We start from the raw sequence: 25,518 nt of genomic DNA, 5'->3' as shown, positions 1-25,518 counted from the left end.
ATTTTTTTTCTTTTTGTAGAATATCTTCTTGATTCCCATTTGATTTGGCAAACAATGCCGATCACGAGAAGGAGAAAGTGCAATGAAACGGCCAACTTATACCCTACCAAGTATTGTAAAAAAGGTATTCCGGCCCGGTGAGCGCTCCCTTCCACGTACGGAGATCTGCTCCCGGATGGAAGCGAATGAGCTGAATGCTTTTTTGGATCTGGACTGCGAGACAATACTGGAAAAAGTGTTGAACATGGAGCAGTCTCCAGTGCGGGTTGGAAGCTCTGAGGCGATCGTAGAGGTCACTCACCAGCCGCATCAAGTGTACGACTTGGCTCATCGCTATTTGCGCGATAGCCAAACACCCAAAAAGCTTGAGCAAATTGTCGCAGAGCTGCGTCGTCAAACGCAGTTTGGCTGGAATCAGATTCTTCGTATGTTGCAATTGGAACGCGATCCTCGCTTTGTGCAATATCAAGGCGACAGCAGATGGTTTTTGGCAGAGTGGACTTTGGGCAATGACCAAGTGTATGCGTTTTGCCGCGACAATGGCATTACGCAGGTAGCTGCTCGCACATTAGTCCATTTTCTGGAGCAGGAAGTTGGAATTGCTGCAGATGCTGCTTTTCTCCCTGCGCAAGATGACCGCTTCCGCATTGACGGTGATACCATGTACATCATTGCTCGTAGCGAAGATTCCAAGGAAGAGCAGGCGGCCCTCGAGGTTGCAGTGGCTGCCCCTTCTGTATCGATAGGAAACAGCGAGTCCGTCTCAGAAGAAATTGCATCGGAAGAACCAGCGAATCCCTTACACCAGGTGGAAGAACAACAAGAACTACTATTTACCAAGGAGGATGCTACTATGTCTACCATTACCAACCAGCAAGTTCTCGAGGAAGTACAAAAACTGATGCAAGAAGCTATCAACCGCTTGGAGACAAGAAATCAAGAAATGTCCCAAGAAGTTGTCGCTCATTTTCAACAAAGCAATATGCAAGCTATAGAAGTGCTAATGAAAGAGAAACATAAGCATGAGCAGATCGTACTTGGCATTCAACAGGTGCTAGCGACCAGTGAACAATGAGTAAACTTGAGGCTACGATCCGGTTAGAGCAGAGATTTGCCATCCTGCGCGATGTTATCGCGGGCTATCGGATTCGCCTTCAAGACATGGAGAAGGAAGTGGTGGAGCTTTTTGCCACGAACCAACTCTCTGCTATTTCAGCATGCATGGGCGAGAAGCAGCGCATCGTCAGGTTGATGAATCGACTGGAACAATTTATTGTTCAATGGGAAAGCAACAACACGGATGTGGGTATCGCACATGAACCAAAGCGCGAGAACACTTGAACACATGACGAATAATGCGGTAAAATAGGGGGATTGTGCATGATTCCCCGCGCATGCCGCGTGGGATGGAAAGGAGATCCAAACCCTCTATGTCGGTAGGAAGAAACGAACTGTGCCCTTGTGGGAGCGGAAAAAAATACAAAAAATGCTGTGGGGTTGTCACTCCTATTACGGAGCTGCGTAGCCGCCATGAGCAAAAGCTGCAAAAAGAATACGCTGGCTGGGTCGAAAGACTGAACCATTTTGTCGGCGCAAATGTAACCAGCGAGACGATTCAAGAAGCGCGGAATCGTTTTGCCGAAGAAGTAGGTTTGACCCAAGAGAGCGTCGCACGTCCTGAGTGGGCAGCCCATTTCTTCAACTGGTGTGTATTGGACGTCAAAACAGGTGGAAGCACGCTGCTTGAGAACTATATCAAACAGCATGGACGTCGGATGGAGCCTGATCTTCGCCGTGCGTTTGCTGGACTACACCTGAATGTTTATGAAATCGTGGAAGTGGATCGTGATGTCATCACGGTTCAACAACCGATATCGGAAGAAAAACACTATCTGCTTCGTGCCAATACGTTGAATGTTGTCCCTGGACAATTGATCGTAGGGCGCCTGCTGAATCTAGGTCTGCGTGATATGCTCTTCTCTGGCAGCATCATCTTGCAGCCACATGTCAAGGAAAGCCTGCTCGAGTGGTTACACCAGCATCCAGAAGTAGAAGCGGCGAAGGCAGATACGAGCAAGAGAAGCTATACGACAGAGCTGTATCACTTCATCGTTCAATTCGGGGAAGCGGCAAGCGAGTCGGAAGCACCGAAGCAAGAATCGCTTCTGCGTCGTACCTATGCTTTGCCAGATCGTAAGCAGCTGCTGAAAGTAATCGAGTCGAACCCTGCATTTGAGCTGAAAAAACGAGATGGTGCTCGTGAGATATGGGTATATGCGACACGCAAGGAAGAGCATTTGTTCCCGAATTTAAAGGATGCCTTGCTGGAGTTATACGAAGTACAGGCAGAAGTGATTTTGCAGGATGACAGCCTGGTTCTGGAAGGGTATCCACCGCAGTTGGACGAAGTGGCAGAGCTTTTGCTGCTGCTTGCATTTGAGAACGAAGAGGAGATTCGCGTTCTTACTTCAACAGGTTCTCGTTTGTCCAAAGGAACTCTGTTCATCACGAGTCAGCCTACTATGCCACCAAAAGTGTTGCAGTGGGCAGTCCAAACCTATTTTGCTGAAAAATGGCTGGTTACTTCCCATGAACAGCTCGATGATTTGGCTCCGCTCTTGGTTGCGGCTACAGAAAACGAGGAGTTGCATGAAAAACTCCATAAGCTGATGGAGCAAATGGAACAGGATCATAAAATCGGACAAGGCTTGGCTCGCTTTATCCGTATGGACATGCTACGTCCGCGCCTCTCGTTGTCAAATGACAGCCTGCATGTGCATAACCTGCTACGCCGTCCGTTGATCGAGGGGTTGCCGGAGAGTGTGTACACCGTACATCCTGACAGACTTGCGGACATCAGTCGTTTCGTGCAAGAGATGACCGAGGGCAAATCAGAAGCAACCGTCAAAAAGTACGATGAGGTCATGAACAACTTCCGTTCATTCGTCAGAGGAGCGTTTGGCCCATCTTTCACATGGGAGCAGCTGCGCAGAGAGGACCTGGTATACTTCCTCGTCCACGACATTTTCACGCGCACGGACGCAACGACCAAAACGTTGGCAACAAATTTGATGTCTGTTTTGACGGCGTTCTTCAAGTGGCTGGATAAGCAGGGACCATACGCGCTTTATCCTGTCATGCAGCCATTGTTCGCCGAGTTGAAGGAAACATTGCCGGAATCCTATCGCCTGCGTGGTGTGCTGGAAAAGGAAGCGACTCAAAATCTTTACAGCAACCCGATGGCGATCAAAGATATCACGGAAGAATCCATACTCGTGCAAGAAATCACTTCATCTGGTTGTACGGCAAAACGTGTGAATGGCGAGACAATCAAGCTGTCTATTGGCGCTGATTTGGGTGCTATGCTGGCAGCAGATTGGATGATCCACGGCTTGTTCGGTCAAGGTGAGGATGGTACTTGGAGACTGTATGGTACGCCTGAGGTGTATCCGCCAGTCATTGCCCAAGTGCTGGGCGCACCAACAGGTGTATTGGTTTAGATCCCTAGCATTAACAAAAACCCGAGGATTTGTGTCCTCGGGTTTTTGTTTTGACTTTTCTTTGGTATAGATTAGTGAGCCCATTCGCGGAGTGTCTTGTCTTTCGGCAGGAAAAAGCCCATAAACCCAATCAACGGGAGGAACGAACATAACAGAATGACAAAGCTCAAACTGTAGAGATCGGCGAGATAGCCGAATACGAGAGCGCCCATGCCTCCCATTCCGAACGCAAGCCCGATAATCAGCCCGGATACGGTACCGATTTTACCAGGCAGTAGCTCCTGTGCGTATACAACCGTGACGGAGAAGCTGGAAAGCATGATAAAGCCACTAATCACCAGCAATGGAAAGGCCCAAAAGCCTGAGACGTAAGGCGTCAGCAATGTCAGTGGAAGTGAACCGAGTGTGGAAATGATGAGCAAGTTCCTTTTTCCGAATCGGTCAGACAGCGGTCCGCCAAAAAATGTCCCAATCGCTCCTGCGAAAAGAAAACCAAAAATGACGAGCTGTGCATTGGCGTAATCCATATCTTTCACATACATCAAATAAAACTGGTAAAAGCTTTGGTAGCCAGCATTCATCCAGGAACGCACACTGACGATAACAATCAGGAGGCCGAGGGCAATCAGCCGCTTGTTCCGATTCGTATACGTGACTGGTGCGGTAGTAGCCTTTTTCAAACGCTGTTGTCCACGATACCAGAGAGCAACATAGAGCAAGATGCCGCTAGCTAACAGCGCGGGCAGCAGAAACCAGGCAGCCCCAGTCTGTCCCAGGTTCGCAAAGACCAGGATAGTCATCAAGGGAGCGAGTGCTTGCCCAGCATTTCCACCTACTTGAAAAATGGATTGCCCCAGCCCTCTGCGAGGACCGGATGCCAAGTGAGCGAAGCGTGAGGCTTCTGGGTGGAAAATGGCTGAGCCAATTCCAACACAGGCGACTGCTAGGAGAACGAAATAGTAATTGCCCGAGAAAGCGAGTGCCAGCATCCCCAATCCCGATACGATCAAAGCCAGTGGTGGCAATAAAGGGATCGATTTACGATCCGAGAAGTAACCGACGAATGGTTGCAAAACAGATGAAGTAAGATTCATGACGAGTAAAATCATTCCAACTTGTGTAAACGTTAATGCCAGATTCTTCTCTACAATAGGAAGTAATGCAGGGATGACCGCTTGCAAGCTGTCGTTTAACAGATGTGCAATGCTAATGGCAAAGAGCATGCGATAGACAGTCGGTGCCGCAGTCCCTGCGGGTGTAGAGTGAATGGGTGTCGATGAGGCACTCATGTCAGTTCATCCCCAACCTTTCTTTCGTAACTTACTTTTTTCATTTTTCTCAATGTAGCACGGATTCTACAGGACGTCATCCATGAATAACCGGAATATAGTGGTCCGAAATAAAGAATTTGATCTGTCAGGAAGTTTTTAAAAAGGTAGGTAAATGGGGAGATGCTGTCGAAAAAAGAGAGGAGCACAATGGACTAGACCATGAGCAGAAGGCTAGGGGGAATGCTGGAATGCTGGAAGGTATAACAGAATACTGGCTATGCGTGGGAGGAGCCAATGTTGACGTGCAGGGAATCACTTCTGCCAGACTGTTGCCTGGAACAAGTAATCCGGGTGAAGTACATCAAGCAGCAGGCGGTGTAGCTCGAAACGTGGCGGAAAATCTCGGATGGCTAGGAGAAGAAGTGCAGCTGTTTGCTCTGGTAGGAGAAGATGCAGATGGCGAGTGGTTAAGACAGGTCACAGCAAATAGTGGAGTGGCTACCCATGGTATGCTGCGAATCGCAGGGAAATCGACTGGGCGCTATTTGGCTATTCGTGATCGTGACGGTGAATTGTACACGGCTGTTGCAGATATGGAACTAAATGAAGAGTGGCCAGCGGAGATTGTCCAGCAAGGTCTCAAGCGCTTGCCGCAGGCCGCAGGCTTGTTTCTGGATGCCAATCTTCCCGTCGAGGTTATGCGGGCATTTTTGGCGGAAGCCAGAAGACTCGACAAAAAGATCATCGTAGACCCTGTCTCTGTGAAAAAAGCAGAAAAATGGAAAGGGTTACTTGAAGGTGTTCATATACTTGTCGCGAGCATTGATGAACTGGAAGTGTTGGGTGGCCAATCGCTTCATTCCTATAATGATGTGGAAATATGCGCGAAAAAATTGGTGACAGAAGGTATCCATCAGGTCATGGTCATTTGTGGGGAAGCAGGGCTGTGGCTTTGCACCGCACATGAGAAAAAATGGCTTGCTGCCCCGGCTATGCCGATTCGAGAGTCAGCAGGAGATGCGTTTGCCGCGGGTATCATTTATGCGCAAAACAAAGCGCTGTCCCTTACAGAACAAGCAGCTTTCGGGGTTGCTCTGGCAGAGATGAGAACAAAGGGAAATGGCCGATATGATATCGATACCCTTTTGGCACGAAAAGATTACTATGCCGCAAAAGAAAGACAGATCCTCGACAGAGAATGAAAATACATAGCTTGACGTACACTACCCGTTAGTTGGTACAGAGGAGGAGTGTATGTCATGGAAAAGAAATCGAATGATGTAAACGGAAAACAAGAGAGCCATGTTCGGCAGGGCGGAGATTCACATCGCTCCAAAAACAAGCGTCCTGAAGGTCCTGTACAAGGGTTTAGTCAGGCGCCACGTGGCTTGCAATAAGCCAAAAGTTATATATGCAACTAAAGTCCCCTTATCGACAAAAAGATGGGGGACTTTTCGTTTAAAGGAACATTTTTCTACAAATGCAGACAACGATATGGTACAATACCTGAATCAGAGTATTGCCAACTGAAGAAAATAGTGGTGCATATTGTCGAGTGGCACAATTCAAAATCGTGCCTCCCTTTACTTTGTCAAAAAGCGTGCGCGAACAAGGAGACTGATTCATATGCCAGATACTGTTGTGAAAACACGCGCTTCAGCTTCTCGAAAGAAACAGCCGAGCCGTAATCGAAAAATACGTAAACTCGTGGTATCCCTCACATTGATCACCTTGCTGCTGGTTGGCGGTGTGGCTGGAGCAATTTATTGGAAAATTGAAGACACTCTGACGGAAGTAACGAGCCCTGCAAACAGCGGATTTACTTCGCCAGTATCCCAAAATGTCGATCCTGTATACTACTCGGATAAGCCAATGTCGTTCGTCTTGCTTGGTTCTGATACCCGTCCTGAAACAGGTTCCATGAATACAGACGTAATGATCGTGGCAGTTGCCAATCCAAAGACGAAGAAAGTTACCATGGTATCCATTCCACGGGACACACGCGTCAAGATTCCAGGTTATCGCGACTACCATAAGATCAATTCTGTCTATGCCAATGGTGAAGCAGAACGCAGACAAGCAGAGCGCAACAACAAGACGGTTACCGAAGATGGTATTTCCTTAACGAAGAAAACGTTGAATGAAATACTGGGTATTCCGATTGAGCATTTTGTAGCGATTGACTTCGATGGTTTCAAAGCTGTCATTGACGAATTAGGTGGTGTGGAAGTCAATGTGGATCGCAGACTGGTATACGATGATCCAACTGACGATACACACATCAATCTCCAGCCAGGACTTCAAAAATTGAATGGTGAACAAGCACTTGGTTATGTACGACATCGTCATGACAACCGTGGAACGAAGTACTACTCCAGTGACTTCGACCGTAACCGTCGCCAACAAGAGGTCATCAAGGCTGTTGTGGACAAAGCGGCTTCTCTTGAAGGATTGACGAAGATCTTTAACGTAATGGACGTAGGCGCCAAGAATATACATACCGATCTTTCCAAGGATCAGATCAAAGGCTTGGCCTACGATTTCAAAGGATTTAATTCCTCTACGGTCACTGCATTGGATAATGGGGCATATTGGCAGGGAGGATACACCTATCTCGAAAAAGAAAAGCTCGAGTCTGTTCGCGATTCCTTGCAATCAGAGATGGGATTGAGTGAGAGCGTCGTAGCGCTCAATAATTCGCCGATACTCGGTGCCGGTGAAGCGGTAGCGACAAGCAACAAGAAGAGCGTCAAGAAGAAAACGACAGAATCAGCTGCGTCAACACCAACGAAACAAAAAACGGAGGCTCCGAAAGAACAAGAGCCGACGAATCCAACAGACAATCAAGACGGTACGGCAAATGAAGGCGCAATGCCGCCACCTGATGTCGTAAACCCAGAAGGGCAAGGCCAGTCGACAGATCAAGGTCAGGGAGCGCAGACGCCTGCGACTGATGCAACACAATCTCCTGGGACTGTACCAGCAGGTAACAACGGCAACAACTCTACTCCACCGCCGGATATCATCCCGCCGTCCAGTCAGGATGCTGGTCCTGCAACGACAGATAGTCCGAACACAAACTCCTAACGAGTACGAAAAACACCCGTTCATCACGAGCGGGTGTTTTTATTTGTCGATTCATCAAAAATTTTTAAAAATTCGTTTATGGAAAAGGTTTAGAAAACACCAATTTCGTGGTACAATAATAATATGCTGATAAGACAGATTAATCAGATAATTATTACTGACTGGAGGGATTTCTATGACGATTTTCTTGGTGAACCTGTTCCTGGTGATTGCTTTTGTGTACCTGATCAGCCGCCAACAAAACGAAGAGTTTGTGTATGATGAAGATTTTTTCCTCCAGAACCCTTCAGCTTTGGAAGAATATCAGCAGATGCCGATTGATTTCCAGCATGCCTTTTTCCGCAAGCATAAAGAGTGGATTAAGGAAAAATATATGCGCGGAGAAAGCTACATTTTAGGTTACTGTCCAAACAAAGAAGTACGTCGTGCGTGGCTGTCCGAATTCATGAATCAAAAAAATATGAACAATACACCGACCCCTTCCTCGTGAAGGGGTTTTTCGCATTTGTAAAACTCGTGCTATACTGCAACGAGAGGAAATCGTGAAACAGGAGGAAAAATGTACGTGCTACAATTTATGGTGGAAAAACTAAATCAACAGTTACATACGCATGGAATGATTTCGGATATCGTCTTGCGCTCCGATCATTCGTTGTTGGAAGAATCGGAAGGGCAAGAGGTTCTGATCACGTTTTCCGAGGCGGAAGATGAGAAGCAACCAACGGCGACCATCCATCTGTTTTCGCTTGCGGAAGAGGACAGTTGTGAAATTGAGGTGGAAATTGACTATCCTTATAGCTTGCAAGATGAAGAGATTCAACACTTATGGACACAAGCAAAAAGCTTGGTAGCTGAGTGCTCGCTGACAGAAAAGCGCCGCTTTGTGGAGCATGGCAAGCAGGCAGAAGCCAATGTCGTGCTGGATTATCATTTTGTTGTGCAGATGCCGCGAACAGAAGCTGAGGATATCGTATTTACAGAAACCATCGCAAGATTTTCTGCAGATTTAGGAATGCTCGTAAAACTCGGCACATAAAAACATAGGCTGTACATAAGAAATAAGGAAGCTCAGGCGTAATGCCCTGAGCTTTTTGCATGAATGAATGAGGAAGGAGGAATATGAGGAGAAGAGAGAGAATCGTATAGATAATGAAAATGAATGAGCATTCACTCGTTGAGGGGGGCGTTTAACGTGGAACTTTCAAAAGTATGGGAACCGATTCAAATTGGTTCGATGACGTTGCCAAATCGGATTATGATGGGGTCCATGCACGTTGGATTTGAAAAGCTTCAGAATGGTGTAGCGCGGCTTGCTACCTTTTACGCAGAGCGTGCCAATGGAGAGGCAGGTCTGATCGTGACAGGAGGGGCTGCCGTACATCCAGAAGGCGGCATGGGCGACGAGTATTGCAATGTATACAAAGACGAGGATATCGAGAAATTGCGCCTGATCACGAAAGAGGTTCATCAAGCCAATGGGAGAATTGCGTTGCAGCTGTTCCATGCTGGGCGTTATGCCTACAAGGAAGCAACAGGATTAGACCCGGTAGCACCATCACCATTGCAGGCGCCGATTAACCGTTGGAAGCCGAGAGAGTTAAATGCAGAGGAGATCGAAGCAACGATCCAATGCTTTGCTGATGGTGCCGTCCGTGCTAAAAAAGCTGGTTTTGACGCCGTAGAAATTATGGGTTCGGAAGGATACTTGATCAATCAATTTTTGTCCCCTGTGACCAATAAGCGAGAAGATGAGTGGGGTGGGAACTTTTTACGCAGAGCCCGTTTTGGTATTGAGGTGGCTAACCGTGTCCGCCAAGCAGTCGGACCGGATTATCCGATCATCTACCGGATGTCGGGATTGGACTTGATGCCAGATAGTACGACGATGGAAGAGACATTGCAATTTGCCAAAATGCTGGAGGAGGCAGGAGCTGATGCTCTCAATGTCGGAATTGGCTGGCATGAATCACAAGTACCGACGATTGGCATGATGGTGCCGCGTGGAGCATATGTATGGGTGGCGCAGCAAGTCAAGCAGGTCGTGAACATCCCGGTTATCGCCAGCAATCGAATCAGCGACGTGCGTCAGGCTGAAAAGATTTTGTATGAGGAATGCAGTGATATGGTTTCGATGGCCCGTCCGTTTTTAGCGGACCCGTATATCGTTCAAAAAAGTAAAGAAGGACGCTTTGATGAAGTAAACACGTGCATTGCTTGCAATCAAGCCTGTCTCGATCATATTTTTGAGGGGAAGGTAGCCTCCTGTCTGGTCAATCCTCTCGTGGGCAGAGAAGCAGAGTGGCAGTTGGTTCCGGCGGAAAACCGCAAGAAGGTAGCTGTAATCGGTGCGGGGCCTGCTGGCTTGGAGGCGGCTCGTGTGCTGGCAGAGCGAGGGCATCAGGTGATCATCATAGAGGCCAAAAAACAGATCGGTGGACAATTAAACTACGCCAGACAGGTGCCGGGTAAAGAGGAATTTAATGAAACGCTTCGCTATTATCAGACAGAGCTTGCGCGTCTTGGTGTCGAAATAAGGCTGGGAACACTGGCAGAGGCAGAAGCCCTAATCGAAGAAGGCTTTGCAGAAGTTGTGGTAGCAACGGGTGTCATTCCACGGCGTCCAGAGATTCCAGGTGTGGAGCTCGAACATGTGAAGGGGTACGATGCGGTATTTGAAAAGCGCGCCAAGGTTGGTAGACAAGTAGTCATCGTCGGTGCGGGAGGAATCGCATGTGATTTGTCCCATTTACTGATGCACGACGAAACGATTTCACCGAAGGCAGCGAAGTACTTGCAGGAGTATCGGATTCTCGATGGAAGAGCTGTACAGCAACTGCAACAGCGAAAACGAAAAATCAGCATGCTGCGGCGAGGAAAGCATGTCGGATCGGGCTTGGGCAAAACGACGCGTTGGGCAGTTCTCTCCAACCTGAAGCGACGGGGCGTAGAGATGCTGACACAAATTGAATACAGCCGAATTGCTGAAGAAGGGGTGTATTTCATTCAGGATGGGGAGGAACGCATGATTCCTGCTGATACGGTCATTGTAGCGGCTGGAGCGACCTCCAACAATTCGCTATACCACGCATTGCTGGATCGGCTACCTGTGCACCTCATAGGCGGTGCTAAAGAAGCGGGAGAGCTCGATGCCAAGCGCGCCATTTTGGAGGGGGCGACCGTAGGAAGAGCGATTTAAGGGATGAAAGATTCTCTATTTCGAAAACAACGGTGATCGGATATGATTAAGAAAAGTATGTCGTCTTTTTAGAAGTTTTGTCGAATCGCTTTTCAACCTCCGCTAATTTTTGCAAAATGAAGTTATACTGTTCAAATTCATTTGATTGGGGGCTCTCGCCTTGATGAACCATAATGGCATTCTCTTAGGGAAACGCTACTTCCTGTACTCGTTAGCACCGCTAGTAGAGGTGGAGGGATGGACGTTTACGATAGCCCCGGGGTTTAAGTTGATCGCAGGCGGGAGTGCCAATCCATTACAGACATTAATCAGCGTATACCGAGAGAATGAAAAGGTAGCGCAACTCGTGCTTCATCATAGACGAAGTGATTCAGATGTCACTGTGCAGGCTGTATCGAGTGATCTCCTGTTAGAAATCGCCCCGGCGACTAGAACTGTAAGTGTAGCAGAAAAGCTGTAAGGCACCCTGAACGGGGTGCTTTTCGCTTTCGAACTTCAATCATCATTCCGAGCAATCGAGGAGGCGGCAGGATCATGGTAGGGAACGAATGGCAGGTAGGTCAGTTTCAATTGTCTTGGCTGAGAGGTGGACTCACGAAGCTGGACGGGGGCGCAATGTTTGGAGTCGTGCCCAAGCCGCTCTGGAGCAAAAGATACCCAGCAAATGATCTCAATCAAATCCCTTTGCGTGCTGACCCAATCCTGGTACAGGCTCATGGCAAGCGCATCTTGATTGAATCGGGTATGGGAAATGATCGGCTAACGGAAAAACAGAAGCGCAATTTTGGCTTGGAGGAAGAGTCTCAAGTGGTGGACTCCCTCGCAGCAAAAGGGTTGTCTCCTGCCGATATTGATATCGTCATCATGACACATATGCACTACGATCATGCCAACGGACTTGTCTCTGTTCGTGATGGACAACTGGTCTCTACGTTTTCACAGGCTGTCATCTACGTGCAGGAGCAGGAATGGGCAGAGATGAGAGAGCCGAATATTCGCTCGAAGAATACATATTGGGAAGAGAACTGGCGTCCGATTGAGAATCAGGTAAAGACGTACGGAGCTTCGCACGAAGTAGTGCCAGGAATCACGCTTCATCATACAGGCGGTCACAGTCAGGGACATGCTATTGTCCGAATGGAGACAGAGGGGCACCTGCTTTTGCATCTGGCGGACATCATGCCTACACACGCCCATCAAAATCCATTATGGGTGATGGCCTACGACGACTATCCGATGACATCCATCTTTGCAAAAGAAGAATGGATCAACAACGGGATCAAGCAAGGTGCTTGGTTCACGTTTTACCACGATAGCGTTTACCGTGCGGTGAAATGGAACGAGCAGGGAGAAATGGTTGATCGTATTGAAGTTACTTTGTAAAAAGGATAGGCAAAGACCGTCAGCGTTTTCTGGCGGTCTTTTGTGTTGTCTAAGGCTTCTGTGTCCAACCCTATCGAAATTTTGATTACTCTCATAGAAATGTTTCATAATCAAAAAATTTTGAATGCTCATTGACGAACGACCATTGCCTCTCTACAATGGGAACATCACAGAGCATCTGTTCTGGCAGCGATGGGAAAGCATAACAGTGGTGAGGAGAGAGAAAATGAGCTGGATCAAGATGCGTTTACAGGAGTTTCACCCGATCGTCTGGTCATTAGTCGTCGGGACCGTGTTCGTCCGGGCCGCCAGCTCGATGAGCATGCCGTTTTTGTTTTTATACTTGTCTAATCAAACAGATATGAGCTTGGCAATGATCGGTTTGACGATTGGAGCAGGACCACTCGCGGGTACAATCGGAGGCTTTATTGCGGGGGCATGGTCAGACAGGATCGGGCGCAGGCGAGTCATGCTAGGGGCGTTGTATGTATGGACGCTCGTGTTCGTCGGGTTTGCGCTTAGTAAAGACCCGTGGATTCTGCTTTTGCTCAATATAGCAGGGGGACTCTGTCGCTCCTTCTACGAACCCGTTTCACAGGCACTGATGGCAGATGTAACGCCGCAAGAGAAACGGCTTCGGGTGTTCGGTATTCGCTACATGGCAATTAACGTAGGGGTAGCGGTTGGGCCTATTGCCGGGGTAGTGCTGGCGAAAAGCTCTGTAGCCCTGCCTTTCCTGATGACTGCGCTGATTTATCTGATCTATGTGGTTAGCTTGCAAGGATTATTGAACAAGTTCGGCATCAAACAAATTGAAGGCCAAAAGAAAGAAGTCGTTACATTTAGCCGTGCATTCAGCGTAGTGGTCAATGACAAGGCGTTTCGCTTATACATGCTCGCCGGTGTTTTAGGAGCGATTGGCTACTCGCAGATGTCTTCTACGCTGGCCAAATTCGCAGAAATGACAGTCGTGAACGGAACAGAACTGTTTGCCATCCTGATGACCGTCAATGCCATTGTCGTTGTTGTGATGCAGCTTCCGTTGACGACTTGGGCAGAAAAAAAGACGCCTCTCACCGCAATATTGGTGGGAAACGTCATGTATGCGGTTGGTGATGTGGGTTATGCCTTTGCCAATTCGTGGCTGATTTTCATTGTGGCGATGGTATTTTTCACGATTGGAGAAATCCTTACGTTTACCGCAGGGGATGTCCTGATCGACCGAATGGCACCAGAGAATATGCGCGGCAGCTATTACGGTGCGAAAAGCTTCAGCAACCTCGGCCAGTTCATCGGTCCGTGGATGGGTGGATTGCTGTTGGCACATTATGGAGGTACAACCTTGTTCCTGGTGGTAGCAGCTACCTCGATGATGAGCAGTGCCTTCCAATGGGCGGGTGCTCGGGCCTTTGAGGCAACCCGTGGCAAGTCCTTGAATGAGGCGAGGGCTGAATCACTCTAACGCTTGCAAGATACGATCCGCCATCCGCTTATAGCCATCGGCATTCGGGTGGAAATGGTCTGTATACAAGTAGTTTTGTTCCTTGCGCAAGAACAAGTCGTAGGTCGGCACCACGAAAACTTGCGGGTACCGGGAGGCGATTTGGGACGCCTGATTGTTCCAGTCGAGTACGGGCCCGATGGTGTCGACGGCTGCTTCGGTATTGCCAAAAGGATTGTACAGGGATGTGTAAACGATCGTCGCCGTCTTGTTGACGGTACGAACCTGCTTGAGAATCTCTTCATAGTTGACCGCAAGCTGATTAAGAGCTGTGGTCACTTTTTCTTTTTCAATGGTATACAGCCCGCCTGTCTGCCTGAACAAGTCATTTCCGCCGATGGTAAAAAGAATCAGATCGGCCTCTGAAAGCAGCTTCTTTACTTGCTCCTGGGACATTTGCTTGAGCAACTCAGATGATTCCTGTCCATTAATCGCGAGGTTTGTAAAAGTAATCGACTGGCCCGATTTTTTCTCCAATGCTTGGCGAACGAGTCCGACATAGCCTTGACCGTTTGCGTCTCCGGCACCGCGCGTGAGGGAATCTCCTAGTGCGACTACTTTATGGACACCCTTTTCTGGTAAAGGTGAGGGTGGCTGCTCTTTTTTGGTAGGTGGGGTTGCTGTGGATGGTGCCAACTGCTGCGGATTCATCGCGAGGACAAACCCTGTCGCAAATAAGAGAAAGGAGAGTAAAGACAAGAGACCTGCCGTGCGCCAAAGAAATTGGCCGGATGTGCGCATCGGGTATCCTCCTATTCGTTTTAAAGTGTATGGTCATGGTATAATGTGGATGGACATCTTATGACAGTGTACCATAAACAGAACGCCATCGTCAGTTGACGAGGGGAGACTCAGATAGGAGGGCGCACATTGGCCGAAACGGTCCTCTCAGTAAAAGGATTGCAAAAAGCGATTGGCAAAAAGCCGATCATTCATGATATTACGTTTGACGTTTTCGCCGGAGAGGTATTTGGATTTCTCGGGCCAAATGGCGCAGGCAAAACTACTACGATCCGCATGCTCGTTGGATTGGCAAAAGCCGATGGGGGAGATATTCGCATCGGAGGCATCTCCCTTCAGGAACAGTTTCCGCAAGCGATTGCGCAGGTTGGTTGTATCGTCGAAAATCCGGAGCTGTACAAGTTTTTGACGGGCAGAGAGAATCTGGAACAGTTTGCGAGAATGAGCGGCGGCATTACGCCTGAACGTATTGAGGAAATCGTCCGCTTCGTTGATTTGGAGCGGGCGATTGATGATAAGGTGAAAACGTACTCACTCGGAATGAGGCAGCGTCTGGGGATCGCGCAGGCACTTTTGCACCGTCCGAAAATATTGATCCTGGATGAACCGACGAACGGTTTGGACCCGGCGGGGATTCGTGAATTGCGCCAGTTTATTCGCAAGCTTGCCGAGGAGGAAGGGCTCGCTGTCTTCATTTCGAGTCATCTTCTCAGTGAAATCGAGATGATGTGCGACCGGGTGGCGATTATCAGCCAAGGGAAGGTCATTTCGGTTGGATTAGTCAAAGAACTGATGGAGCAGTTTGCTGATCAGGTCGATTGGACAATCCCGTCTTCCCATATACAAAAGGCCGAGGAAGTCCTGCGAAAACTGCCAGCAGTGACAGAAGTGTGGGTGATTAGTGAAGAGCGTCTGAAATCACGCATGGATATAGAAAAAGTGAGCGAGGCGAACCAAGCGCTGGTCAATGGTGGCATTCCTGTGATGGGGATTGCGACAAAGACGGTTACACTGGAAGACCTGTTCCTTACATTGACGGGAGGAGGGGGAAGTCATGGAGCAGAGCATGGTGGGGCTCGTACAGAATGAAACCATAAAATTGCTGCGTCGGCGCCGTTTTCTCGTCGTCGTGCTGATCTTGGCGATTCTGATCCCGATTTTTACATACGCGCAGTACCGCTCGGTTGTCACTGCACAAGAACGAATGGGGACGACTGACTGGCGCCCGCTATTAACCCAACAAATCGTCGATATGCAAAACAGGTTGGCATCAAGCCGTCTTCCTGAAGAGTGGCGGGATTTTATCAAGGTCAGGATTGCACAGCAGCAATATTATTTGGATCACGACATTAACCCGATGGCACCGGGGGGACCTACATTTGCTCGTGGCTTTATGGATCAAGCCATTTCGATGTTTTTGCCGATGATCATCGTCGTACTCGCGGTTGACCTCGTATCTTCTGAGTTTAGTGAGGGGACGGTCAAACTACTATTAACGCGACCCGTACGGCGTTGGAAGGTACTGACCAGCAAATACATCACCCTGCTGCTGTTTACCTCTCTTACGGTTCTCACGACATTGATTCTTGCTTACTTGCTCTCTGGGGTCGTGTTTGGCTATTCAGGATGGGACCTGCCCATTTTGACGGGCTTTGAAGTATCGGGAGGAGAGCTCGAGACATCTGGCGCTTTCATGCTGCCACAGTGGCAATTTTTGCTGATGCAATACGGACTAGGCTGGTTCGTTTGCGTCGTGGTTGCAACGGTAACACTTATGGTCTCTGTTTTGGTTCGGAGTGCGGCTGCGGGGATGGGAATTATGATGGCGGCGTTAATTAGCGGAACGATCCTGACGCAGATGGCATCCTCCTGGGAATCGGCCAAATACTTGTTCGTGGTAAATTTGCAGCTTACGGATTATCTCAATGGAACACTGCCTCCGATTAAGGGGATGACGTTGCCGTTCTCGTTGACGGTACTGAGTGTATGGGCGATCGCAGCACTGATCATTGCATACGCGACCTTTATCCGTAGGGATGTCACATCCTAATTTGGCAAATTCCGTTACTTAATGGCAAGTCTGCTCGTCTTAACCATGACGAATGAAAAAAGACAGCGAGAGGGGAAAGGCGAACAGAATGGATGTATTATGGAAAGCAGGCTCGGTGACACTATCTGGTATGTTTGAGCTGTGGGCAGCGATCCCTGTAGGTTTTATGTTGCAGCTACCACCGGTTCTGATCGGAATATGTAGTGCGGTGGGTGCGATTATCAGCGCAGGTGCTGTTATTTTCGTGGGAGGTTCCTTGCGCAATTGGCTTTTAAAGCGTGTAGAGAAACGGAGCAAGCGCCAGGGGCGCATGTGGCAGATATGGGATAAATACGGAGTGGTTGGCCTCGGTCTCGCTTCGCCGCTTTTAACAGGAGCCCCACTGGGAGCTGCTATCGGCATCTCGCTGGGAGCCCCTACGAAAAAGCTCATGCTGTGGATGTCGGTGGGTATTATTATCTGGAGTGCGCTATTGACGGCAGGTGTGGCTTTTGGACTTTTGCAATTCATGGTACCAGAAACGAAATAGCTAAATGCAGGAAAGCCGCCAAATTATGGCGGTTTTTGTTGATGCTTATCATAACGTGAGTCTGTAGACAATCTCTCCATCGTATACGTCGCCAGTTTCTTCAAAACCGGTTTGACTGTATAAATGTCTTGCACCTGCATTGTCCGGGCATACGGTCAGGTTGACAAATCGGCTTTGCGGGAAACGGTTCCGTACCGTATCCACGATCGCTGCGAGTGCCGCTCTGCCATATCCTTTGCCTTGGTACTGGTGATCAATCAAAAAACCATTGAACCAGTAACACCAATCTGTGGAGGCGTCATAAGCAATCATGACAAACCCAACCATTTCATCAGCGTCATACAAACAGAATGGTTCATAGGCGCAGTTGTCACCGTCAGGACGGATATGAACCTTCGCCAACGAAACGGCAATAGAGGGGACAAACCGCTGCTGCTCATCCTGCACCTGCAAGCGTAGTGCATCCTGCCAGTTATCTCTGGTTGTTGGAACTAATCGAATATTAATGTCTTTGATAAGTCTTCACCTCGATCATTTTGATAGCTTAAGCGTAACCGATCCCACCTGAAAAATCTTCCTTTTCCACATGGTGATTTTTTCGTAAAATAAACCAAGGATACAAATAGAAAAGTTCCCGAAAGTGAGGTAACTGACATGGACGAGAAAAAAGAAGCGTTGGTCCCTGAACTGGAGGATCTAGTTCATAAATTTACAGAGCTGTTGACAGGAGAAGCGACACCTGAGCGCGTAGAAATGGTAAAGGTATGGTGCTTGTACACGACGATGGCAAAAGCGATGCCGCCGCTGATTCAGCATTGGGGAAGCGAGCCTGAGCATCTGGAAGCACGCAATCAAATTCGGGAAATCATCGAGCAGATCAAGCAGTGGAATCAGGAGAAAAATCAAAAGCATTAAAAGTAGGAAAAAACGCTGTCACTTTGCGAAAGAGGACAGCGTTTTTTTACTTCAATCGAATCTCTAACCGGCGTAGAGGCATCAACTCTCCTTGGTACTGTAGGAGCCCCTGCTTGATCAGCTCATGAACTCGGTATGTCAAATACATATCACCAATACATTGATCGCTTTCCCCCATGACGGTACCGATCACACGTACAGCCTTTTGGAACTCTTTAGATGCATATTCCAAGATCGAGGCATCATAAAAATCCTCCGATACTTCCAGTACCTCACCTTGTTTGTAAACGCGCAGCGTACTATCAGATTGCGACCACTTTTCCCATTCGTGGATGTGGCTTTGCACGAGAGGCGCAGGCATATTCTTTTTCACCTGATAAGCATCCATCACGAAATTAGGAGGGAGGGCACCTACGCTTTTCAATACATAAGATACCTCGTTGCCGTCTCTGTTTCTTAGTTTGTAATCGTAATTCACACTAAATGCCGTTATGTCAATTGTTTCGAATGAGAGGCTTTTATCCTGAAGCATGGAGACAATATAATGAATCCCTATGCTGTCAGATGTGTTCTGACCATGCCACAGAATTACGTTACTGCCGTCCGGAATCTGAGCTGGAAAGGATAGATTTCGTAGCAGGTATGCCTTTACTGTTGTCAGGTCTTCGGGAGAGATTGCTTCAACTCGTTTGAAAAAAGAATGAATCCATTCAATCCTTTTATTCATCCCGGTTGCGGTCTCCAGTTGATGTAGCGGTCCAACTGAAAAATCATCCTCGATACAGATGATGCTTTCCGTTTGTAGTAGATTCTGTTTGCGGAAGACGGATCGAAGTGTACCGTAGGCAGATAGGCCGAAGCAGATGTGAAATTTGTCCATTAGTTAGCTCCTCAGAATTATCTTCCTTCAATATATCGTAAATTGGATTTGATCAAAAGACAGAACAGAAAAAAGACACGATCCTGAAAATCAAGTCGTGTCTTTTCTAATCGTAGGGATCTTTTTACGGATTCCATGTGATATGTTTGGCAGCATCCATTAATTCATTTAAAGTGACTCCATGTGCCGTCATGACTACATACAACGACTGGTTGTCGGATTGAGCGTTAAAATGAGCCGCGTGCTGTGCTGTTGATGCTTTTGAATCGGTTTGATCAAAAGAAACAGCGATGGCTTGTTCTCCGTTGACCGCGAACAACTGAGTAGCGGAGAAAGTACCTGGGATTGAGAGGCTGCGCTTGCCTTCTGTATTTCGCACAACATCTACGCGAATCCAGTCGTTGTTCCGCTTGTAATCTGCAGTTAAGCGAGTCACCTTCTGACTGGTTTCGGATTCATATTGGACCGATACCGTACTCATCGAGAACCCATTCGGTGCTTGCGAGAGGGCAGGCACGGGCATATCTGATGCTTGTACAGCGGTGTTCAAATCCGAGAAGGAAGAGAGCGTAATGGGGTGCTTCGCTGCCGTCGGCAACGTTGGACCCACTAATGCATTCTCAGTCGTACCGCCATCAGCAGTGTTTGGTTCCAATTGGGAAGCGATCCCAAAGGTCGTAGGATTCTCAGCAGCAGTGCTATTGGCTTCCTTAGCGGCTATATGGTCACCACTTTTTACTGACTCGGCAGGAACTTCCGATTTCGCTTTTGCCGCTTGATCAGTAGTGTTTCCTTGCAGTCCACGGGATGCCACGCTGTTTTGCCCGTCTTTATTGATCGTACGTGGCTCTGGTGTTGCTACTTTTTCCTCTGGTTTCACCATCGCAATCGCATTGTTCGATTGGGGAGGTGATGCAGGAGGTGTCTCTTTTGTAGGTGCTGTCGGAGCGACCTGCGATTGTGTAGCCGCGGACTCTGGATTGCTTTCTGCTTTTTTCATCGTCGCACTATCAGCGGCTGCTGGTAGGGAAGCGATAGCAGGTGCTGGAGCTTGCGGTTCCGATTTTGATTCCGCTTCGTCGTAGGCAATAGTGTTCCTGGTGTCTTTCATTCCGTTTTCTTGTACAGCAGCCATTTGAATACTATTCGGTTCCAGTTGTTGGTATCCGACGAAACCAACTGCGAGCAAGACAGCCGCTGCACTAACCCAGGCGTATGAAGGGAAGCCTTTGATCCAACGCTTGTTTGGCTTTGAAATCACTGTGCTCGTTTGTTGCTCTGAAGATACAGAAGCGGCGTGAGGGGGTACACCTTTTCCTGCGGTCTGGTAGATTGCTTGCATGATTCTGTCTTCCAGGTTCGCTTGAGGTAGTGGAACCTCCTTCAAGAACTGCACCTCCTCTTCTGTTGTCATTTGCGTTTCTATCCAAGCGATGCATTCGTCACAGGTTTCAATGTGTGAGTGTGAATCGCTATCTGTGTCATCTAGCCATGCTTTTCTAAATGCCTGGCAGTTCATGTACGAGCCCCCCTTCCTTGCGGGATAACAATTTTGCGAGTTCCTGACGAGCACGCAAGTAACGGACGCGAGCTGTAGATTCGGCGATGCCGAGGAGTGTAGCTATTTTTTCAAACGGATATTCGTGCGTACAGCGAAGGACAATCACTTCTCGATAAGAATCCGACAGTAAGGCAAAGGCCTCCTGAATTTCTCGGCGTTGCTCTTTTGTCATGAGCGATTCCTGAGGAGATTCGTCCCGTGTATTGGACGGCACATAGGCCAGTTGTTCATCCGAGTCATGATACTTTCGGCGACGCAAGAAGTCGATGCTCTTATTTCGTGCAAGCGTATGTAACCAAGAAGAAAACTGGCTGTCCCCGCGGAATGTGGACAATTTTTCATACGCTTTAACAAATACTTCCTGAGTGAGATCCTCTGCATCAGAGCGATTGTTTACCATTTTGTAAATGAAAACGTAGATCATATGCTGATATCGCTGGATGAGGTCGCGATACGCTTCGATGTCGCCTTGAAGAATCCGCTGAATGATTTCGGCGTCGGATTGCATTGAATCTTTGGCCTCCCTTCCCTCTATGAGACGCTGGTTACTCGTAAACGTTTCAGACCAGCGTTTCGATTTCTATAATATCGTATGGATAGCCTTGTTCGACCAGAAAAAGCTGGCGATGGAGCGAAAACTCCTGCTCTCTCGTGTCTCGTGTTACTAATGTATAAAAATGGGCGGTGTTGTCGTCTGTTTTTGGCCGTAAGATACGTCCAAGGCGCTGTGCCTCTTCTTGCCTGGAACCATACGTCCCGGAAATTTGGATCGCGACGTTGGCATCCGGCAAATCAACCGCAAAATTGGCTACCTTGGATACGATCAGGCGTGTGATTTCCCCTTTTTTAAACTGCGTGTATAAAAGCTCACGTTCTTTGTCCGGTACTTTTCCTGTAATGAGTGGCAGTTGGAGGGCTGTTGCCATCTGCTCTAGCTGATCGATATATTGCCCGATGATCAAAACACGATCGTGGGCGTGCCTCTCCAATAGCTCGCGGACGACCTCCAGTTTTTTTGGATTTTCCGCCGCAATGCGAAACTTTTGACGAGCGGTTGCATGTGCATAAGCCTCCCGCCACTTCGGCTCAAAGGGGAGTCGAATTTCTCTGCAATGCGCCTCTGCGATCCAGCCTTGCTCTTCCATGACTTTCCACGGAACCTCGAACTTTTTTGGACCAATTAGCGTGAATACATCTTCCTCCCGTCCGTCTTCCCGAACAAGAGTAGCAGTCAGCCCAAGTCTGCGAGTGGCTTGAATCCCAGAAGTGACACGAAAGATGGGTGCGGGCAACAAATGCACCTCATCGTAAATAATAAGCCCCCAGTCGCGCTCTGAAAAGAGTTTCAGATGAGGAAAATCATCTTCGGCGGTGGGGCGGTATGTAAGAATTTGATAAGTCGCCACAGTTATCGGCTTGACTTCTTTGTTGTCACCAGTGTATTCGCCGACCATATTTGGATCAAGTCCCGTTTTGTCCAAGAGCTCTGCAATCCATTGACGAACCGATGTCGTATTCGTGGTCAAAATGAGTGTGGCTGTTTGCAATTGGCAAATGGCACCAAGTCCAATGACTGTTTTTCCAGCACCACAGGGCAGGACGAGTACGCCGCTTCCCCCGGTCACAGCTCCACCAGAATAGAAGGCATCGATAGCTTCTTTTTGATAAGAGCGCAAGGAGAATGCCCTGCCTCGGGATGTCGTTTCCCGCAAGCTGACTGCACAGGATTCGCCTTCTGTATAGCCTGCCAAATCTTGAACAGGAAACCCGAGCTTCATCAGCTCTTGTTTGATCAGACCCCGCGCATAGCTTTTGATGACGAATTCATTCTCAAAAAGAGCAGCGATTGATTTATAGCTGGTCACCTCTGCTAAAAGAAGTGGGTCATTACTCATTAATACGAGTTGATCACCAATGCGTTCCAAACGAAACAAGCCATATTTTCGCATCGTATCTTCGATTTCTTTGACGATGGTAGGTGGGACACCGTACTTGCTGTAATTGCCAAGCACGTCTGTTACCTCTTGGGATGTAAGACCAGATGCAGCCGCATTCCAAAGCGATAAAGGAGTGATTCGATAGGTATGGATGTATTCTGGGTTCTTGATTAGCTCGGTAAAACCGCTGATAGCTTGTCTGGCCTCGGGAAATAAAGGATGCTGTGTTTCCAACAATATCGTCCGATCGCTTTGAACGATCAAGGGCAGGTCTGGACGGTACGACAATAGACTCACCTCATTACAAAAGGCATAGGAATCAGCACTATGGTATCACAATCTCAAAAAGAAAGAAAAACGAACAGGTAACATTTTAGCGAGGATGGGAAACAATATCCCAAAGCATGGACGGAAAGGACGGCGGGGAGCATGGCAATTTGGGGAAGCTTGTTTAATTTGATCTTGGTCATGATCCTCGTACTCCTGAACGGGTTCTTTGTTGCGACTGAATTCGCGATCGTAAAAGTTAGGGAATCGCGCATTGCCCAGCTTGCAGCGGAAGGAAACAAGCGCGCTGTTGACGTCGAGAGGGTCCTGCACAATTTGGATGCCTATCTCTCCGCGTGCCAACTCGGGATTACGCTCGCTTCATTAGGGCTCGGTTGGCTAGGGGAGCCTGCCATCGCGCATCTCTTGCATCCAGTTTTTCGTTATTTCCATTTAAATGAAACGGTTGTTACCAGTATTTCCTTTATTATCGCTTTTTCGGTGATTACGTTTTTGCATATCGTTCTGGGGGAGCTGGCTCCGAAGACATTGGCTATTCAATACTCCGAAAAGGTAGTATTGGCAGTAGCGAAGCCGATCCAGCTCTTTTACAAAATCATGTATCCCTTTATTCAAATGCTGAACTGGTCCGCGAGCCGTTTTCTTGCGCTTTTTCATATATCCTTGGAGCCGCATCAGGAAGCACATACAGAAGAAGAGATTCGCATTCTTGTCAATGAAAGTCATAAAAGCGGCTTGATTGATCAAACCGAACTGATGCTGGTCGATAATATTTTTGATTTCTCGGAGACGATGGCAAGAGAAATCATGGTTCCGCGTACGGATATGGTTGTCTTGAACCTGCGCGATCCCTTTGACGAAAACGTCAAGCATGTCCAAAACGGGCGGTTTACCCGCTACCCAGTAGTGGATGGTGACAAGGATCATGTAGTAGGCAGCCTGCACATTAAAGATATGCTGACTGGGCTATTAGAAGGAGAGAGCCATGACCTTCAGACCTTCATGCGTTCTATTTTGACTGTACCGGAGACGATCTCGATCAGCCGGTTGTTGACCATGCTGCAAAAACAGCGAGGACAAATGGCGATTATCATTGACGAGTATGGGGGCACTGCCGGGCTGGTGACCCTCGAGGATATAATGGAAGAAATTGTTGGTGACATTCAAGACGAGTTCGACGACGAGCGCCCGGAGGTGGAGCGCAGTGACGGAATGCTGTCACTAGACGGGCGTATGCTACTGGAAGAAGTGGGCGATTATCTGGACATCGAATTGGAGTCGAGCGATGTCGATACGCTAGCAGGCTGGATTTACATGCAAATCGATCATCCGCCGCGCGTGGGGGATCGAGTAAAAGAGGGGATGTACGAATTTGTCGTGGGAGAAGTCGACCATTACAGAATCACCAGGGTATATGCAAAGAAAATCGGCAAAGCAGAGGAAGAAATCAGTTCCCAGTAAGTGAGGAAAGGGGGCTTCTCAATGCGTCATATAATTGCTATAATGGGACACAAGTTGCATAGATGGCAATGAGCCTAATTGCTTAGGGTGATTAGAGCAGCTGAGAGTAGAGACTAGAGGAGGAAGTACAGATGAGACGAGCAGTCAGTATGGTACTGACCGCATTGCTGGCGTTTTCTTTGGCAGCATGTGGCAACGAAACAGGTGGGAAAACAGAGACAGCAGCAACGACAGGCCAAGGGCAAACAGTGAAGCTGGGGCTGACACAATTCGTGGAGCACCCTGCGCTGGATGCTATTCATAAAGGAATTTTGGATGGTCTGAAGGATGCTGGCTACGAAGAGGGCAAGAACTTGGAGGTAGACTCCCAGAACGCCCATGGTGACATGAACAATACCGTCTCGATCGCACAGAAGTATGCCGGAGATAAAAAGGATATTGTCGTAGCGATTGCGACGCCATCCGCTCAGGCTGCAGCCAAGGCGATTGCTGACAAACCTGTTGTTTTCAGTTCCGTAACAGACCCGATCTCGGCTCAACTGGTTGGCAGTCTGGAGAAGCCAGACAAAAATGTCACCGGGACGTCCGATAAAGTATCGATGGAACAACAATTAAAGCTGGTGAAAACCTTCCTGCCTGAGCTGAAAAAGCTGGGCGTGATCTATACGACCTCCGAAATTAATTCAGAGGTACAGGTCAAGGAATTGGAAGACGCAGCGCAAAAAGAAGGCGTAGAAATCATCAAGGCAGGCATTTCACAGTTATCCGAAGTGCAGCTGGCAGCTCAAGGGCTCGCTAGTAAAGCAGATGCCATTATTATCCCAATTGACAACACCGTCGTATCCTCCTTTGAAGCGGTACTCGGAGCAGCAGAGGAAAACAAAATCCCTGTATTTGCTTCTGATACCGATACAGTGAAACGTGGAGCGGTTGCTACTTACGGGATTGATTACTACCAAATCGGTAAACAAACAGGCGATATGGCTGCCCGTATCTTAAAAGGGCAAACTGTTGCTGATACTCCTGTAGAGATTTCGAAACAAGCTGATTTGTATATTAATGAAACAGCTGCTGCAAAGTTTGGGCTCACTATTTCTGAGGCACTCAAACAACAGGCGAAAGAAATCATCAAGTAAAAAGAGAGCGTCATGCTCTCTTTTTATTCTTTTAAAACCGTTTTATCCATGTTAAAATTGTAGAAAAAAATTCACGAGGGGG

25 protein-coding genes are annotated in these 25,518 nt (G+C 48.2%); 18 read left to right on the top strand and 7 right to left on the bottom strand.

Going from position 1 to position 25,518, the window contains the following annotated elements; all coding sequences use genetic code 11:
* Positions 1-82 precede the first annotated feature (82 nt).
* The 3 genes from AB432_RS20905 (at position 83) to AB432_RS20895 (ending at position 3,500) form a co-directional block, all read left to right on the top strand.
* Complete coding sequence (locus AB432_RS20905; protein ID WP_048033923.1) at positions 83-1,075, top strand: hypothetical protein; 993 nt, start codon at positions 83-85, stop codon at positions 1,073-1,075.
* On the top strand, positions 1,072-1,341 hold the full coding sequence (locus AB432_RS20900) for a hypothetical protein (RefSeq protein ID WP_048033922.1): 270 nt from the start codon (positions 1,072-1,074) through the stop codon (positions 1,339-1,341). The genes AB432_RS20905 and AB432_RS20900 overlap by 4 nt, the downstream gene beginning before the upstream one ends.
* An 89-nt stretch (positions 1,342-1,430) precedes the next feature.
* On the top strand, positions 1,431-3,500 hold the full coding sequence (locus tag AB432_RS20895) for a YecA family protein (protein ID WP_048033921.1): 2,070 nt from the start codon (positions 1,431-1,433) through the stop codon (positions 3,498-3,500).
* A 71-nt stretch (positions 3,501-3,571) separates the two neighbouring features.
* Here the strand turns inward: AB432_RS20895 and AB432_RS20890 are convergent, their stop codons facing one another.
* Positions 3,572-4,789 (bottom strand): MFS transporter, encoded by a 1,218-nt coding sequence (locus tag AB432_RS20890; protein ID WP_048033920.1) that lies wholly within the window; start codon positions 4,787-4,789, stop codon positions 3,572-3,574.
* A gap of 230 nt (positions 4,790-5,019) precedes the next feature.
* Between AB432_RS20890 and AB432_RS20885 the strand changes: the two genes are divergently transcribed.
* The 9 genes from AB432_RS20885 (at position 5,020) to AB432_RS20850 (ending at position 13,899) form a co-directional block, all read left to right on the top strand.
* Positions 5,020-5,973, top strand: a complete 954-nt coding sequence (locus AB432_RS20885; protein WP_048033919.1) for a carbohydrate kinase family protein — start codon at positions 5,020-5,022, stop codon at positions 5,971-5,973.
* Positions 5,974-6,030: 57 nt separating this feature from the next.
* Positions 6,031-6,168 carry a hypothetical protein gene (locus AB432_RS30870; RefSeq protein ID WP_007717021.1) on the top strand — a complete coding sequence of 46 codons (138 nt, stop codon included), beginning with the start codon at positions 6,031-6,033 and terminating at the stop codon, positions 6,166-6,168.
* Between the two features lie 229 nt (positions 6,169-6,397).
* A complete protein-coding gene (locus AB432_RS20880; protein ID WP_048033918.1) occupies positions 6,398-7,858 on the top strand; it encodes an LCP family protein in 1,461 nt (486 codons plus the stop codon).
* A 175-nt stretch (positions 7,859-8,033) separates the two neighbouring features.
* Positions 8,034-8,348 carry a hypothetical protein gene (locus tag AB432_RS20875; protein ID WP_007717017.1) on the top strand — a complete coding sequence of 105 codons (315 nt, stop codon included), beginning with the start codon at positions 8,034-8,036 and terminating at the stop codon, positions 8,346-8,348.
* A 75-nt stretch (positions 8,349-8,423) separates the two neighbouring features.
* Positions 8,424-8,894 carry a hypothetical protein gene (locus AB432_RS20870; RefSeq protein ID WP_048035902.1) on the top strand — a complete coding sequence of 157 codons (471 nt, stop codon included), beginning with the start codon at positions 8,424-8,426 and terminating at the stop codon, positions 8,892-8,894.
* 156 nt (positions 8,895-9,050) lie between these two features.
* The gene (locus AB432_RS20865; protein WP_048033917.1) at positions 9,051-11,054 is read left to right on the top strand and encodes an oxidoreductase; all 2,004 of its coding nucleotides are present in this window, start codon (positions 9,051-9,053) and stop codon (positions 11,052-11,054) included.
* Positions 11,055-11,217: 163 nt separating this feature from the next.
* Entirely contained in the window at positions 11,218-11,514 is a 297-nt protein-coding gene (locus AB432_RS20860; protein WP_016742437.1) for a hypothetical protein, read from the top strand.
* Between the two features lie 74 nt (positions 11,515-11,588).
* On the top strand, positions 11,589-12,437 hold the full coding sequence (locus AB432_RS20855) for a YtnP family quorum-quenching lactonase (RefSeq protein ID WP_048033916.1): 849 nt from the start codon (positions 11,589-11,591) through the stop codon (positions 12,435-12,437).
* A gap of 226 nt (positions 12,438-12,663) precedes the next feature.
* A complete protein-coding gene (locus AB432_RS20850; protein ID WP_048033915.1) occupies positions 12,664-13,899 on the top strand; it encodes an MDR family MFS transporter in 1,236 nt (411 codons plus the stop codon).
* Here AB432_RS20850 and AB432_RS20845 read toward each other — a convergent pair.
* Complete coding sequence (locus AB432_RS20845; protein WP_048033914.1) at positions 13,891-14,679, bottom strand: GDSL-type esterase/lipase family protein; 789 nt, start codon at positions 14,677-14,679, stop codon at positions 13,891-13,893. The two genes, AB432_RS20850 and AB432_RS20845, sit on opposite strands and share 9 nt — an antisense overlap.
* Before the next feature lie 129 nt (positions 14,680-14,808).
* On the opposite strand from AB432_RS20845, the gene AB432_RS20840 reads away from it, so the two are divergent.
* The 3 genes from AB432_RS20840 to AB432_RS20830 all read left to right on the top strand — a co-directional run bounded on the left by AB432_RS20840 (position 14,809) and on the right by AB432_RS20830 (position 17,258).
* Positions 14,809-15,768 (top strand): ABC transporter ATP-binding protein, encoded by a 960-nt coding sequence (locus tag AB432_RS20840; protein WP_048033913.1) that lies wholly within the window; start codon positions 14,809-14,811, stop codon positions 15,766-15,768.
* Positions 15,734-16,729 carry an ABC transporter permease gene (locus tag AB432_RS20835; protein WP_048033912.1) on the top strand — a complete coding sequence of 332 codons (996 nt, stop codon included), beginning with the start codon at positions 15,734-15,736 and terminating at the stop codon, positions 16,727-16,729. The genes AB432_RS20840 and AB432_RS20835 overlap by 35 nt, the downstream gene beginning before the upstream one ends.
* Positions 16,730-16,817: 88 nt before the next feature.
* Positions 16,818-17,258, top strand: a complete 441-nt coding sequence (locus AB432_RS20830) for a small multi-drug export protein (protein ID WP_048033911.1) — start codon at positions 16,818-16,820, stop codon at positions 17,256-17,258.
* A 48-nt stretch (positions 17,259-17,306) separates the two neighbouring features.
* Here the strand turns inward: AB432_RS20830 and AB432_RS20825 are convergent, their stop codons facing one another.
* A complete protein-coding gene (locus AB432_RS20825) occupies positions 17,307-17,765 on the bottom strand; it encodes a GNAT family N-acetyltransferase (RefSeq protein WP_048033910.1) in 459 nt (152 codons plus the stop codon).
* Positions 17,766-17,912: 147 nt separating this feature from the next.
* Between AB432_RS20825 and AB432_RS20820 the strand changes: the two genes are divergently transcribed.
* Positions 17,913-18,173, top strand: a complete 261-nt coding sequence (locus AB432_RS20820; RefSeq protein WP_048033909.1) for a DUF2573 family protein — start codon at positions 17,913-17,915, stop codon at positions 18,171-18,173.
* 46 nt (positions 18,174-18,219) lie between these two features.
* Here the strand turns inward: AB432_RS20820 and AB432_RS20815 are convergent, their stop codons facing one another.
* The 4 genes from AB432_RS20815 to AB432_RS20800 form a co-directional block, all read right to left on the bottom strand.
* A complete protein-coding gene (locus tag AB432_RS20815) occupies positions 18,220-19,053 on the bottom strand; it encodes a DUF1835 domain-containing protein (protein WP_048033908.1) in 834 nt (277 codons plus the stop codon).
* 124 nt (positions 19,054-19,177) lie between these two features.
* A complete protein-coding gene (locus AB432_RS20810) occupies positions 19,178-20,572 on the bottom strand; it encodes a hypothetical protein (RefSeq protein ID WP_048033907.1) in 1,395 nt (464 codons plus the stop codon).
* Complete coding sequence (locus AB432_RS20805) at positions 20,553-21,122, bottom strand: RNA polymerase sigma factor (RefSeq protein ID WP_007716978.1); 570 nt, start codon at positions 21,120-21,122, stop codon at positions 20,553-20,555. Before AB432_RS20805 ends, AB432_RS20810 begins: the two co-directional genes overlap by 20 nt.
* 52 nt (positions 21,123-21,174) lie before the next feature.
* A complete protein-coding gene (locus AB432_RS20800) occupies positions 21,175-22,848 on the bottom strand; it encodes a DNA repair helicase XPB (protein WP_082195966.1) in 1,674 nt (557 codons plus the stop codon).
* A 132-nt stretch (positions 22,849-22,980) separates the two neighbouring features.
* Between AB432_RS20800 and AB432_RS20795 the strand changes: the two genes are divergently transcribed.
* On the top strand, positions 22,981-24,300 hold the full coding sequence (locus AB432_RS20795) for a hemolysin family protein (protein WP_048033905.1): 1,320 nt from the start codon (positions 22,981-22,983) through the stop codon (positions 24,298-24,300).
* A 131-nt stretch (positions 24,301-24,431) separates the two neighbouring features.
* Positions 24,432-25,436, top strand: a complete 1,005-nt coding sequence (locus AB432_RS20790) for an ABC transporter substrate-binding protein (protein WP_048033904.1) — start codon at positions 24,432-24,434, stop codon at positions 25,434-25,436.
* The last annotated feature ends 82 nt before the right edge of the window (positions 25,437-25,518 follow it).

The organism is Brevibacillus brevis, assembly GCF_001039275.2.
Lineage (GTDB): Bacteria > Bacillota > Bacilli > Brevibacillales > Brevibacillaceae > Brevibacillus > Brevibacillus brevis_C.
Note: the sequence above shows the minus strand (reverse complement) of the source record. Positions and strands in the feature narration are given on the sequence as shown.